The organism is Paractinoplanes brasiliensis, from assembly GCF_004362215.1.
Taxonomy (GTDB): Bacteria; Actinomycetota; Actinomycetes; order Mycobacteriales; family Micromonosporaceae; genus Actinoplanes; species Actinoplanes brasiliensis.
In genome coordinates, this window is sequence record NZ_SNWR01000001.1 from 6,055,585 (window position 1) to 6,067,869 (window position 12,285).

Sequence of the window (12,285 nt, forward strand, 5' to 3'; positions counted from 1 at the left end):
GGTTGTGATGGGATCAGCGGGAGGTGGTTGGTGGCGACACCTTTACTCGGGCTGGTATGCTTTTTGGTGACCTGGTAAAACGTTTGTGAGCACGTCGCTGGGCCTTTCATGTCTGGGGGTCAAGGGGTCGCAGGTTCAAATCCTGTCAGCCCGACAAACTATAGGCGGTGACCTGCGGAAACGCAGGTCACCGTTTTTGTTGGATCAGGGTCGCCCACCGAAAACCCACCATTTTGGGGTGCGATGGCGACCCGGACGTCGTCGCTTCCGCCCCTATCTTCAGTGCAGGGCGATTCCTGCTTAACGGGAAGCGGTGGCGCGGGCCAAGCGTGTGACGCTGACCAGGTACTAGTGTCCTGCGCCGGGAATTCGTTGAAGATATGAGGCGAGGCGTTCGAGGATTTCGTCGGCGGTTTTGGTCCAGGTGAACGGTTTGGGGTCGGCGTTCCACTGATCGATCCAGGAGCGGATGTCTTTCTCCAGTGCTGGGATCGATCGGTGGGCGCCGCGGCGGATCTTCTGGTCGGTGAGCAGGCCGAACCAGCGCTCCACTTGGTTGAGCCAGCTGGAGTAGGTCGGGGTGAAATGCATGTGGAAGCGAGGATGCGCGGTCAGCCACTGCCGGACGGTGGGGTGTTTGTGGGTGCCGTAGTTGTCGCAGATCAGGTGCACGTCGAGGTCGGCGGGTATTTCGTGGTCGAGTTTGGTGAGGAACTTCTTGAACTCGATCGCCCGGTGCCGGCGGTGGATCGAGCCGATCACCGTGCCGGTGGCCACGTCCAGGGCGGCGAACAGCGTGGTGATGCCGTGCCGGACGTAGTCGTGGGTGCGCCGTTCGGGCATGCCCGGCATCATCGGTAAGACCGGCGCCGACCTGTCGAGGGCCTGGATCTGCGACTTCTCGTCGACCGCCAGCACCAGGGCCTTCTCCGGCGGGTCCAGGTACAGACCGACCACGTCACGGACCTTGTCAATGAACTGCGGATCGTTGGACAGTTTGAACGTGTCGACCAGGTGCGGCTGGAGCCGGAACGCCTTCCACACCCGCCCGACCGTCGACTTCGACAACCCGGACTGCTTGGCCATCGACGCCCGCGACCAGTGCGTCGCGTTGGCCGGGGTGGCTTCCAGCGTCTTGACGATCACGTCTTCGACCTGTTCGTCGGTGATCTTCCGGGGCGCGCCGGGGCGTTGCTCGTCAGCCAGCCCGTCCAACCGGCGTTCCAGGAACCGCTTGCGCCACTTGGTCACCGTCTGCGGCCAGATCCCCAACTGCGCCGCCACGTCCTGATTCGAGCGCAGACCCTCATCCTGCGCGCAGCCCAACACGATCCGGCACCGCACGGCGAGGGCCTGCGACGACTTCGCCCGACGCGACCACCGCACCAGCGTTGCCCGCTCCTCGTCGGTCAACACCAACGGCGCCTTCGGACGTCCACGACCAGCCATGCACACCACAGTACATTAATTCATCGAATTAACGGCGCGGCACACTAGCTTTGGTGTTTAGTCCGGGCGTCGCGCTCGTAGCAGAGGTCCGACAGGACTTGCCCTAAGCCGTGCGGTCTCAGGGAGCTGCCGAGTGCTCTTCCTGCGACCGGTCGTTAGTTCGAGCCGGCGCGGCGAAGCAGCGGCCGAGGTCGGGTTGCTCTTCGGTAAGCCGAGATCGGCCCGGCCCGTGGTCTGAGGTGTCAGAAGACGGCCCCGGCCCCGGGCGGGATCGAGACGGCGCGGATCGGCCGGTGAGGCCTGGCCGACCGGCGAGTCGAATAGCGTGACCGACTGTAGTCGATCGTGCGAGCCAGCTTGGCCGCGAGTCCTGGAACTACACGGTCCATCCTGGATCAGTCCTGGAAACCGCATGAAACAACCCAATCACCCCGAAACGACCGACTAGTTCATCGCTGAGCCCTTAACGGCGACTGTCAGCCCTGCGGCCTGAAGGTGCACACCCGGCCCTTACCGGCGTTCTTCGCGGTGTACATCGCTTTGTCCGATTCCCGCATCAGGTCCGACAACGTCGGACGGGCAAAGAAAGGCACCGGCAAGAAAAAGAATCATGGATACAACCACAAGAACCACGTCAGCAAAAACACCTACGTCAGCACCAGCGAGGCCAAGGGTACGGCGACGGTCGTCCCAGATGAGTACAGCCAGCCCCGGCTGGTCTGTTTCTCCGGCTTCTTCTGCATCGAAGCTACCCAGATCACCAACGTTGATGCCTACGTCGCATCCTACAACGCTGCAGTGGCTCAACTCAGTGAAGGAACCGCTGGTCAAACACTCGAGGACTACCAATACGCCGGAGCGATGCTGTCCGCCTGCATGGCCGGCGAATGGGAGCTCACCAACTGCGGCAGCCCTATGTACAACATCCTCAGGGACAACGCCGACCAAAGTGCCATCGCAGCTGCGGACAGGAGTAATCACGACGTAGTAAATTCCGTCATAGCCGCCTCCCTCGCAACGCTCGAATACGTTGCAGGAAAACCTCGATGCGTCCTGCGCGGTGGCGGAGTACGCAAAAGCTTCTCTGGCGATACTCCTGTCCTGATGGCGGACGGTAGCCATAAACTGATCAAGAACGTGCGCGCGGGTGACCTCGTCCTCGCCACTGACCCGCAAACAGGCGAACAGGGCCCTCGCGAGGTCACCGCCACCTGGGTACACCCAGACGACTTGTTCACTCTTACCATCGGCGACTCCAGAAAGATCACTACCACTGAGGATCATCTTTTCTGGAACGTTACCGACCAGCGCTGGGAACGTGCAGATGACCTCGATCGCGGCGACATACTGCTCAGCCCAGACGGATCGGGAACAGCCGTTACGGCCTTTTCCGACCACGCGCGTCACGTAGCGAGTGCATACACACTGACAATCGACGGCATCCACACGTACTATGTTGTAGCCAGCGGCACAGCGGTCCTGGTGCACAACGCTCCTCGACCTGACCCGTTCGGGTTGCCAAGTGCCCCTGGCGTCTACATCATCACCCTAGACACTGGCGAAAAATATGTCGGGCAAGGTAAGAACATAGCGGAGCGCTGGCGGCAGCACTTTTCGCCAAGAGGCACCTTGAAAAAGGCTGGATTTACGCGCGATAATGTGACAAACGTCGAATATCGGCTGCCCGCTCAAGGCGTGAGCCTTAACCAGCTCGAAAGTGAGGTATTCGACGAATTCGGTGGCAAATCGAAACTTCCCTACAACACTAATAACCCCACGATGTACAAGATCTATGGGAGTGGTCCCGGCGGGGGAAAATATGCCGGCGGTACCTGTGGCTGAGGTGAACGTAAAATGGTAATCAGGCCATCGGATGAGTGGCGCGAAGGCGTTGCAGAGGAAGCGGCGCTCGTCAAAGCAGGTTCCCTAGAGCAAGAGGATGCCGTGCTTGGAAAGTTGCACCCGCCGGATCTGCTGGTGCGGTTCGACGAGATTTTCGACTCGTTCGAGAGGGATGTGGCGGGACTGCGCAATCCAAGCGATGAGGAAGTCCTCATCGTCGTCCAAAAAGCTGTCTTTGCTCTCAACGCACTTAACGATGACTACGAATCAGATGCAATCGCCACAGAAGAGCGCACCGTACTCTGTCAATATATAGACCGAGCCCTAACCGAAGCGGGGCTCGACCTAGACGCTTTGTCGGCTCGCCGCGAAATCCCCCGCGAGGACATAACCGACGAATGGCGGACATGGTAGAAGGCGATGTTCGTACAGGGGGATTGCGTAGTCGGTTAAAGGGGTGCTTGAACTGGGATTTTTGGGCGGGAACCGGCGGGATTCGGGACGTCATCGGCCGGCCCGATGGCGTCGGCCGGGACTTCGGCGAACTCGGCGGATCGGGCGCGGAACGGAAGTAGCGTGCCGTCGACGTCGAGAAACAGGATCGGGTCACGCGTCGGGCGGGCCATCATCGGCAGAATCTACCTGCAGCCGTTGCCGAAGCTGCCGTGCTTCACGGCCACGGTAGACGCGCAGGACACTGGCGAGGGTGTCGCGCACATGCGGGTCGGGATGCTCGGCCAAGTGGGCCAGTTCCCAGGCGCCGCCGCGTCGGGCACGGCCGAGTTCGCTGAGCACGTCGATGATCTCATCGGCGGTTGCCGCGTCCCGCAGGTTTGCCATCAGCTCGTGCTTCGGCCGTGGTGGTCCGTCGTACGGGAACCAGCGGCGCAGCCCAGCTCCTTTGTACTCGCCCCGTTGCGCGCAACAGCCGCAGGGCCGACGGCCGTGAGCCTGTGGCAGATACCGCCAGCCGGCCCCCTGCGGCACATCGCGGACCCGCCGCACTTCACCGGGGGTAACCGCCCGAGGCACGAACACCTCGTAACCGCGCGGATCGTCCAGTCGGCGTATCACCGCGACCGCCTGCGCGGCGGTGACCTGCCGTGGCGTGGTGCCGTAGCGTCCGACGGTCACCGGGTCGGCGTCGGGCAGCCGCAGCTGTACCGCGACCAGGACGCCTTGCTGCCAGCGCCGTAGCTCTCGGACCCATTGACAGGTGAGCGTGTACGACGGCAGCACCGGCATGCAATACACGCCGCGTCCGCCGTCACGCCCGTGGCTACGCGCGGCGATCCCCGAGCGCCGGATACGCCCGGACGCCCGCGCGGTGGTGATGTGTACGAACTCCGCCATCGCAGGCACCGTAGCCGACCGAGGGGAAGTGAGGACCCCGAATTTCGGCCGCCCAGCGAGGGTACTTTGGACTGCCGAACCCGGCCTCACGAAGATACGGAGCACGGCATGCGGTCACAGTCCGTCGCGCACCGTACGCGGCATGTGAGTAACGTCGGCGCGTGGCAGAAGAAATCACCCTTCGCCTGGACCGGGCGACCGCCGAGGACCTCTACGTGACGCTGTACGAGGTCGGCGAGCACATCGCGGCGGGCGCGCCGGTAACGGCGCCCACCAAGGAAGAAGCCGAGCGACTGGGAGCCCTCCTCCACGAGCTTGCTCACGCAATCGGCCGCCGCTGTAATGCTTACTGCGATCACCTCGGCTGAGGTCGGAGCGACATGTCAGCGGCAAATCCGGACGTTTCTTCAGCGCCTCAACAACTGCAATTCTTCGCCCCAGCTGTCGATGACAGGGGTGAGGACGGGTTCGGTGCGCTCGTTGTCGAAAGTTGTGCACAGCCTTTCGACTCGCTCGAAAGTCGTGCGGATCGTTGACGGGTCGCCGTCCAGCGTGGCGGTCAGCAAGGCAAGCAATTCCTCGGCATGCCAGTGAGGTAGCGGGTGTTGGCGCAGTTCCCACGGCAGGTATTTGTGGTAGGGACGGACCCGTCCGGCCAGTGTGAAGATGACATCCAGCAGCCAAGGCATCGACTCGGCAGCGTCCAGCCGGCGCTCCAGCGGGCGTCCGTCGCGGTCGTTCTTAAGAGCGCGATAGGCGTAGTTGAGCCAGCCATCGAGGCGGTCGTGCTCAACGAGGATCGATTCCGCCTCATCGGCGGTTACGGTTGCCTGCCGCCGCAGCGCGGGCTGCAAGCGTCCTTCGGTGCGGTCGAGCAGCACCGGTGCCCACGCGAACGACCAACGGAACCACCAGCCGTTCGTTCCGAATTGCGGTACCCGCTCCAAGCTCGAGATCGTCACGGAGATCTCATCGACCGCCGAGGATCGGCTCGTCTGGCGTCCGCGCATACCGGCGTCGGTCAGCACGACATACACGTCGAGATCGGACCGGTCGGTTGCGACGCCCCTACCCGCGGAACCTGAAAGGACGAGTCCTAGGAAATCTGCGCCGTGGTCCACCTCGTTTCGCCGCGCCAAGTCGGTGAGTAGGTTGCGCCGTTCGGGGGAGAGGCCGAGCGGGATCTCCAAGGCAATGGATCGGTCCGTCACAGACGTACCCTCGTGGCCGAACGATGGCGTTCGCAACCGAGTTCTGCATCATCGAGACGGATTCCTCTCATCGGCACGAGCGTGCACCGAGACGCCCAGCCGACAGTCACACTGCATGACCAGGCCCCGCGGGTGGCGCGCACGCTCGGCGGCAGATGCGGATGCGGACACTCCCCAGGCTGCCTGGCTTGGTCCCCTGTCGTACCCGGGCGGTACCTTGCTGCGACATCGGCTATGGGAGGGTCCGCGTGCAGGCACAGAAATCGCCTTTTCGTCCTTACTGGTGGGCGTTCGGCCTGGAAGCCGCGGGAGTGGCTAGTCGCGCGACGATGGGCACCTACGGCCAGTTCGAGTTCGAAGCCCTTCCCCCGATCCCGCGCCAGTTGAGCGACAATCTGGCTTGGCTCGAGGATCAGCCGACGCCTCAGGCGTGGAGCATCGGCACCAAGCCGGTCGTCGAACTCCCCGCATTGGAGGCGGCCTGCGGCCAGCTCGGCCTGAAGCTTCCCGTGGTCTTTCTCGACTTCCTGCGTTCGCCGCGGCTACAGAGCAAGATCCGCTCCTGCACAGCGTGCTACATCAGCGTCGGTCCGACGCCGGTCACGGTGCCGGGCATCGATGGCCACCTCATCCGCTTCCTCGCAGACCAGCAGGGCTGCCTCTACTGGTATCTGTACCTCACCGCGACCGATCATGCGGTCGTCTGCTCGGCGGACTTCTACGGCGGCCCGGGCGACAGCTACACAGACGACGGCGAGATTGAGTTCTGCGGCGAGTCTTTCGAGTCGTTCCTTTACCGCTTCTGGCTGGAGAATGAAATCTGGTTCGCAGCCAACGATGGTGAACCCATGTCGGCTGATGCTGAACAGTACATCCGCCGCTATCAGACCGACGACGCCTCTTGCGACCATTGAATCCGATGCTCCCGACCACCCCGCGTGACAGTTGCGGCTCGTCGTGGTGCACGGACGGCGGCAAAACAATGCGCCCCGCCTCAGCTTCTCGGAATAAATAGGGGGCCCGTTATGCATGGAGGTAGATCAGTGCCCTGTGAGCCCTCTCGGTCTTCCTGATTTGCGGCGAGGGCTTCCAACTGGAGGCCTGGTCGACCGCTACTCCGCGAGAGAATGACCGGACGGACGAAGAGTTGACATGATGTCTCGCGTATCCTGCGAATACATGGAGCTTACGCGTCGCATCTATGTGAGTCTGCCGGCCGACGGATGGCTCACCGCCGCACAGAACCAGCTCAAGTGGGGCATCGTCGAGGAGATCGCGAAGCTCGGCTACACCCCCGAGATCTTCACCAATCCGAAGGGTCACCCGGGACTCGCCTCGGCGAAGTCGTGGAGCCCGACGGAAGCCGACGACATCGCCCGACGCTGCACCGGCGCGGTGATCCTCGGCATGCCCCGCTGGACGTTCGACGACGGGCACGGCAACGAGGTTCGGCTGCCCACCGAATTCAATCATTACGAGGGTGCTCTGGCCCGCACCCTGGGCCTGCCCACACTCGTGCTGGTGCAGGCCGACATACCACACCGGGTCGTCTTTGACTTCGCGTTCGGCGGCTATCTCGGCCAGTTCCCGCCCGGTGCGGACGTCTCGTGGCTGCACACCGACGAGTTCCGTGTCCCGTTCGGATACTGGAAGGCCCAGCTCGAGAGTCGCCGCGACCTCTTTCTCGGCTACTGCGGCCACTCGATTGACACGGCCAAAGCCGTCAAGGAGTTCCTGCAATCACTCGGCGCCCGGGTGCTCGACTGGCGGACGGACTTCCTGCCCGGCCGTTCCATCATCGAGCAGATCGAGTCCGCCGCCGCGCGCTCGGTCGGCGGCGTCTTCCTGTTCACCAACGACGATAACCTCGCCGACCAGACGACTGCCGACACCGCAGTCCCCCGCGACAACGTCGTGTTCGAGGCCGGCTACTTCATCGGCCGCAAGGGCAAGCACAACGTGCTGATAGTGCGCGAGGCCGGCTCCAAGATGCCTGCCGATCTTGGCGGCGACATCTACGCCTCACTTCCTGACCGCACCGACATCGACCCTATCAAGCGCGTCCTGACCGCGTTCGTGGGCGCTTTGTGATAGCTCATACTTCTGCGCGGGCAGCGCCAACCCTGGGACCGGCAAGCGACACACAGCGCAACCGGCGTCCAGTGATCCGCATGAAGAACAACGATCTGCACAATGTCTTAAGGCTTCACAGATTCCGTTGTGGCGTTTCTTTTCCTAATGACTCAGATAACTCGACTCCATAGACTGGCCACGCGTCTCGAGCGCGTGATGGATGCACTCTCATCGGCTACTTATTTACTGGTGGTACGACCGCAGCCCGGCCAGGCTTGGTCGAGGTGACCGGTGGGGTCGCTCGCTCATCGGCTGTCCACCGTCTGTTGGTGTGGCTCAGATTTGGCATGCGTCCCGCCGGTCACCGTGGCGCGGAGAGGCTCAAGAGGGGACTGCCCAGCTCGAAGTAGCGCTGCCCTCCTCGCCGGATTCAACCCCGGGTTCGATCGAGGAGAGCAGGCATGGGACAGGTCATCATCGGCATGGATCCGCACAAGCGGTCCGCGACCATCGAGGTCATCAACGACCGCGAGAAGGTCCTCGCACAAGGCCGGTTCAGCACCGACCGCGACGGCTACCATTCGATGCTCAAACTCAGCCGGCAGTACAAGGACCGGATCTGGGCGGTCGAAGGCTGCAACGGCATTGGCAAACACATCGCCCAGCGCCTGGTCGCCGACGGCGAGACCGTGGTGGACGTACCCGCGAAGCTGTCCGCCCGCGCCCGGGTGTTCGATACCGGCCAAGGCCGTAAGACCGATCCGGTCGACGCGCACAGCGTCGCGGTCGCGGCGTTGCGCAGCAAGGGTTTGCGGCAGGTCGACGTCGACGATGTGACGGTGGCGTTGCGGTTGCTGGTCGACTGTCGCGACGGACTGGGCCGCGCTCACACCGACCTGCTCAACCGGATCCACAAGCTGCTGCTCGAGCTGCTGCCCGGGGGCGCGAAGAAGTACCTGTCCGCCGCGCAGGCCCGCGCGCTGCTCAACACGATTCGTCCTCGTGACCTGGTCGGGCGGACTCGTCGCCGGCTTGCCTCCGAACTGATCACCGAACTGGTCCAGGTCGACAAGAAGACCAAAGCTGCGGACAAGGAACTGCGCGAGCTGGTCGAGGCGACCGGTAGCAGTCTGCAGGACCTGCACGGGATCGGGCCGTCCGGAGCCGCCCGGCTGATCGGTGACGTCGCGGACATCAGCCGCTTCGCCAGCCGCGGGCACTTCGCGTCCTGGAACGGCACCGCACCGCTGGACGCCTCATCCGGCGACCAGAACAGACATCGGCTATCGCGGGCCGGCAACCGGCGCATCAACCGCACCCTGCACATCATGGCCGTCGTCCAACTGCGCAACGACACCCAAGGCCGCGCCTACTACCGGCGCAAACTCGCCGCCGGCAAAACCCCGGTGGAAGCCCTGCGCGCGCTCAAACGGCGGCTGTCCGACGTCGTCTACCGGCAGATGGTCAACGACGCCATACGCGTCGAGACGGGCCCGGGAGGACACGTGGGAGCGGCTCTGAAATCCAGCGCGGCCGACCTGATCCCCATGATCGACACTTCGGATAAGTCACTTCCCGGACCCGCCGAGCCTCAGCCTAGAACACAACTCCTCGCCGTCTCTTGACACAGAGGGGTGCCAAATGAGTGAATCGATCATGAAGTCTGACTCTTCAGGCTGTTACCCTCTGTAGTGGCCGATGTTGAGGAGTTGGGCTCTCGGTCGGTCCGAAGCCCGGTGGCGGGTCGGTGGGGACCAACTCTGGCGGAACGGGTCTTCTTCCTGCGTTACCGTGCGATCGTCGTTCTGGCCATGTCGGGAACGAAGCGCCACACCTGTTGGTGGTGCGGGAGCGAGAACGGCGCCTCCGCCGGCGAAAGGTAGCTCAGCGGGCGGTCACCGCCTCTGGCCGTCATGATCCACGGGCGGTGGGTGGGCGGCTGAGGCCGCAGCGCCGATGCTTGTTTGCGGATCCGATCGGTCGGACGAGGCTGCGGCTGAAGGTCGTCGTGAACTGGTCAGGGCAGGCGTTGGCGTACGGCCGTCAACGTCACGATGGTGCCCTGAACAGCGTGAATGCCGTTCGGGTTGCGCCAATCCGGTCTACCGGGTTCTGCTCACGCGGCGCGGCCTCCTGCGGGTGCGTGGCGGTTCTGATCCACCCACCTTTTACCCACCGAAAACAACGTGAACTCGTGGCAAGTGCTGACAACCCATCGAGCCGTATCGGCCGTGTTTGGCCTGGTCAGAAGCAGCTTCTGACAAGCAGTGCATAGTCTCGTGACCCCTTGATTTGGAGCAAGGGGTCGCAGGTTCAAATCCTGTCAGCCCGACAGCGAAGGGATTTTCGCAGGTCAGAGACTTGCGAGAGCCCCTTTTTCGTGTCTGGCGACGTCAGCCGGGTCGAGCACGCCGCTTGTAGACCCTTGACTCGGCAGGTGACGAGAGATGCCCCTACTGAAGCTCGACCGACTGTGCGAAGGCCTGGAGAAGGGCGACTGGGCCGGCTTCCTGCGCGACTGGGACCGCGCTCTACGGGCCGGAATCACCCGGAGACAACCCGCTACAACTACCTTCTGGCCCCTGGTATGGGCCTCGGCCGCGCTGCCCGGTGCGGTCCATGACCTGACCGCTGCCCGCAGCCACGGCATCATCGACGCGCTGACCAGCGCAGACGTCACAACATTCGCCGATAAGGGCTGCCAAAGCGCCCGCGGCAGCGTGCGCACCCGTTCAAGCGGCGCCGCTTCCGGCCGAAGCTGTCACGCCGGCAGAAGGCGGTCAACCGAGCCACGCCAAGATCCGCGCCAGTGGTGAACGGGCGATCGCCGCGCTCAAGACCTGGAGGATCCTGGTCAAGCTGCGTTGCCGCCCACGCCGAGCAACCGCGATCGTGCAGGCCATCCTCGTTCTGCACCACATCGAAGCCAACCGCTACGCAGGATGAAAAATGCTCACTGACTTCCAAATCTGGGTTGGACAGCCTGCGACTCGCCTGTTGCAGCAATTTTTGCAGACTGCCAAGTAACTGTCGAAGCGCGCCATGTACGTCCTCACCAGGCCGTCCGTCTGCAACGGGCCGGACGGTACGCCACTGTGAGGGATTGGCGCAGATGACCAGTCCTTTTGTTGAGCTTCCAGCTCTGCCTGCACGTCCCACAAGGTTCCTAATGTCGCAGGCGAGCATAGGAACAGGAGTCCCAGAAAGCGACCTGCGCTGCACCGAATAAAGCACCACGCGCGACCCTAAGTTGATGCGTCAACAAGGTGCGATAAAGTAACGGCATGTCGAAGACCGCAGCGAGCGGCGTGGGGTCCGGCGGGAGCGAGCCGGCGGAGCCAGCTGCGGAAACGCGCTGGCTGAGTGAGGATGAGCTGGCCGCCTGGTGGGCGAACTCGGCAATCATGATCAGCTTGCCCGCTGCCCTGGACGCGAGAATGCAACGTGAGACGCCGCTGACGTTCTTCGAGTACATGGTGCTCTCGGTGCTGTCCGAACAGCCGGAACATACATTGCAGATGAGTGATCTGGCCGCCCGGACGTCGGCTTCGTTGTCCCGGCTGTCGCATGTCGTCGGGCGGCTGGAGAAACGGGGCCTCCTGGAGCGGGCCCGGATTCCCGGGGCTGGCCGCCGCACCGTCGCGACGCTGACCGAAGACGGCTATCGCGAAGTAGTCGCGGCTGCGCCAGGCCATGTCGCCGCAGTCCGTGAATACCTCATCGACCAGCTCGAGCCCCGAGACCTGGCGGCATTACGCCGGATCGGCACCGCCGTCAGCGCCGCCATCGGCCGCAGGAGACCTGAACCCGATCCGGACAGCGTGACGTGACCACGCCCTCCAAGTGCGCCGCGCCCAGCCGTGTCGGGATCCTCATGCCGGGCGAGGAAAAACCGCCGTCGACCCGCTTTTCCATGCAGGTGTGGCGAGATGGCCGCTGGGTGGTGGCAGCGCTCGAGAACGCGCGCCTGCTCTCCCTGCAGACCATGTCGGCGCTCGAGTCCCTTACTGACGTTTAGGGCCGGCGAACTTTACTCGGCAAGCTGGCGCAACGCGGCATCGCCATCGGTTTCTTCAGAGCGACTCCGGCGGCCGAGATCCACCTGCCGGGTTGGGCGCTGAGCGACGGGGATGATGCTGACGCCGGGCCTCCGTTCCTCAAAGGCCGCAGGCCATTCATGCCCGGCCCACGAGCACTTTTTCAGCCAGCCAGCGTCTTCACCAGACGATCTCGGGGGCTCGCTCGCCTTGCGCCCCGACGCGATCGCTGTGGTCTTCGCCATGCCATCACTCCCTCGGGCCTTGTTGACGTATCAAGTTGAACCCTGCTTTGATGTTGATGCGTCAAGTTCACGCTA

12 protein-coding genes, 1 tRNA gene and 1 pseudogene are annotated in these 12,285 nt (G+C 63.5%); 10 read left to right on the plus strand and 4 right to left on the minus strand.

What is annotated here, in order from left to right; translation table 11 throughout:
- The first annotated feature begins 47 nt into the window (after window positions 1–47).
- Window positions 48–154, plus strand: a tRNA-OTHER gene (locus C8E87_RS43840).
- Between the two features lie 194 nt (window positions 155–348).
- Here the strand turns inward: C8E87_RS43840 and C8E87_RS27490 are convergent.
- Window positions 349–1,449 carry an IS630 family transposase gene (locus tag C8E87_RS27490; protein ID WP_133875767.1) on the minus strand — a complete coding sequence of 367 codons (1,101 nt, stop codon included), beginning with the start codon at window positions 1,447–1,449 and terminating at the stop codon, window positions 349–351.
- A 528-nt stretch (window positions 1,450–1,977) separates the two neighbouring features.
- On the opposite strand from C8E87_RS27490, the gene C8E87_RS27495 reads away from it, so the two are divergent.
- Window positions 1,978–3,291 (plus strand): polymorphic toxin-type HINT domain-containing protein, encoded by a 1,314-nt coding sequence (locus C8E87_RS27495; protein ID WP_133875768.1) that lies wholly within the window; start codon window positions 1,978–1,980, stop codon window positions 3,289–3,291.
- A gap of 12 nt (window positions 3,292–3,303) precedes the next feature.
- A complete protein-coding gene (locus tag C8E87_RS27500; RefSeq protein WP_133875769.1) occupies window positions 3,304–3,705 on the plus strand; it encodes a hypothetical protein in 402 nt (133 codons plus the stop codon).
- Between the two features lie 192 nt (window positions 3,706–3,897).
- On the opposite strand, the gene C8E87_RS43845 is transcribed toward C8E87_RS27500, so the two are convergent.
- Window positions 3,898–4,644 carry a HEAT repeat domain-containing protein gene (locus C8E87_RS43845; protein ID WP_166661249.1) on the minus strand — a complete coding sequence of 249 codons (747 nt, stop codon included), beginning with the start codon at window positions 4,642–4,644 and terminating at the stop codon, window positions 3,898–3,900.
- A 161-nt stretch (window positions 4,645–4,805) separates the two neighbouring features.
- On the opposite strand from C8E87_RS43845, the gene C8E87_RS27515 reads away from it, so the two are divergent.
- On the plus strand, window positions 4,806–5,012 hold the full coding sequence (locus C8E87_RS27515) for a hypothetical protein (RefSeq protein WP_133875772.1): 207 nt from the start codon (window positions 4,806–4,808) through the stop codon (window positions 5,010–5,012).
- 39 nt (window positions 5,013–5,051) lie between these two features.
- Here the strand turns inward: C8E87_RS27515 and C8E87_RS27520 are convergent, their stop codons facing one another.
- Window positions 5,052–5,855: a hypothetical protein gene (locus C8E87_RS27520; RefSeq protein WP_133875773.1), complete on the minus strand. Its 804-nt coding sequence runs from the start codon at window positions 5,853–5,855 to the stop codon at window positions 5,052–5,054.
- A 248-nt stretch (window positions 5,856–6,103) separates the two neighbouring features.
- Between C8E87_RS27520 and C8E87_RS27525 the strand changes: the two genes are divergently transcribed.
- The 6 genes and pseudogenes from C8E87_RS27525 (at window position 6,104) to C8E87_RS27550 (ending at window position 11,946) form a co-directional block, all read left to right on the plus strand.
- A complete protein-coding gene (locus C8E87_RS27525) occupies window positions 6,104–6,769 on the plus strand; it encodes a hypothetical protein (protein WP_133875774.1) in 666 nt (221 codons plus the stop codon).
- A 265-nt stretch (window positions 6,770–7,034) separates the two neighbouring features.
- Window positions 7,035–7,946 (plus strand): nucleotide-binding protein, encoded by a 912-nt coding sequence (locus tag C8E87_RS27530; RefSeq protein WP_166661250.1) that lies wholly within the window; start codon window positions 7,035–7,037, stop codon window positions 7,944–7,946.
- Between the two features lie 443 nt (window positions 7,947–8,389).
- On the plus strand, window positions 8,390–9,553 hold the full coding sequence (locus C8E87_RS27535) for an IS110 family RNA-guided transposase (RefSeq protein ID WP_133875776.1): 1,164 nt from the start codon (window positions 8,390–8,392) through the stop codon (window positions 9,551–9,553).
- A gap of 957 nt (window positions 9,554–10,510) precedes the next feature.
- Window positions 10,511–10,874 (plus strand): annotated as a pseudogene (locus C8E87_RS27540) (transposase family protein); the annotation flags it as partial.
- 338 nt (window positions 10,875–11,212) lie between these two features.
- Entirely contained in the window at window positions 11,213–11,758 is a 546-nt protein-coding gene (locus C8E87_RS27545) for a MarR family winged helix-turn-helix transcriptional regulator (RefSeq protein WP_133875777.1), read from the plus strand.
- Entirely contained in the window at window positions 11,755–11,946 is a 192-nt protein-coding gene (locus C8E87_RS27550; protein WP_133875778.1) for a hypothetical protein, read from the plus strand. Before C8E87_RS27545 ends, C8E87_RS27550 begins: the two co-directional genes overlap by 4 nt.
- Before the next feature lie 12 nt (window positions 11,947–11,958).
- On the opposite strand, the gene C8E87_RS27555 is transcribed toward C8E87_RS27550, so the two are convergent.
- Complete coding sequence (locus C8E87_RS27555; RefSeq protein WP_133875779.1) at window positions 11,959–12,210, minus strand: hypothetical protein; 252 nt, start codon at window positions 12,208–12,210, stop codon at window positions 11,959–11,961.
- Between the last annotated feature and the right edge of the window lie 75 nt (window positions 12,211–12,285).

Coding starts and splice junctions, on each gene's coding strand:
- C8E87_RS27490 (WP_133875767.1), bottom strand. CDS start 1,449: ATGGCTGGTCGTGGACGTCCGAAGGCGCCGTTGGTGTTGACCGACGAG.
- C8E87_RS27500 (WP_133875769.1), top strand. CDS start 3,304: ATGGTAATCAGGCCATCGGATGAGTGGCGCGAAGGCGTTGCAGAGGAA.
- C8E87_RS43845 (WP_166661249.1), bottom strand. CDS start 4,644: ATGGCGGAGTTCGTACACATCACCACCGCGCGGGCGTCCGGGCGTATC.
- C8E87_RS27530 (WP_166661250.1), top strand. CDS start 7,035: ATGGAGCTTACGCGTCGCATCTATGTGAGTCTGCCGGCCGACGGATGG.
- C8E87_RS27535 (WP_133875776.1), top strand. CDS start 8,390: ATGGGACAGGTCATCATCGGCATGGATCCGCACAAGCGGTCCGCGACC.
- C8E87_RS27545 (WP_133875777.1), top strand. CDS start 11,213: ATGTCGAAGACCGCAGCGAGCGGCGTGGGGTCCGGCGGGAGCGAGCCG.
- C8E87_RS27555 (WP_133875779.1), bottom strand. CDS start 12,210: ATGGCGAAGACCACAGCGATCGCGTCGGGGCGCAAGGCGAGCGAGCCC.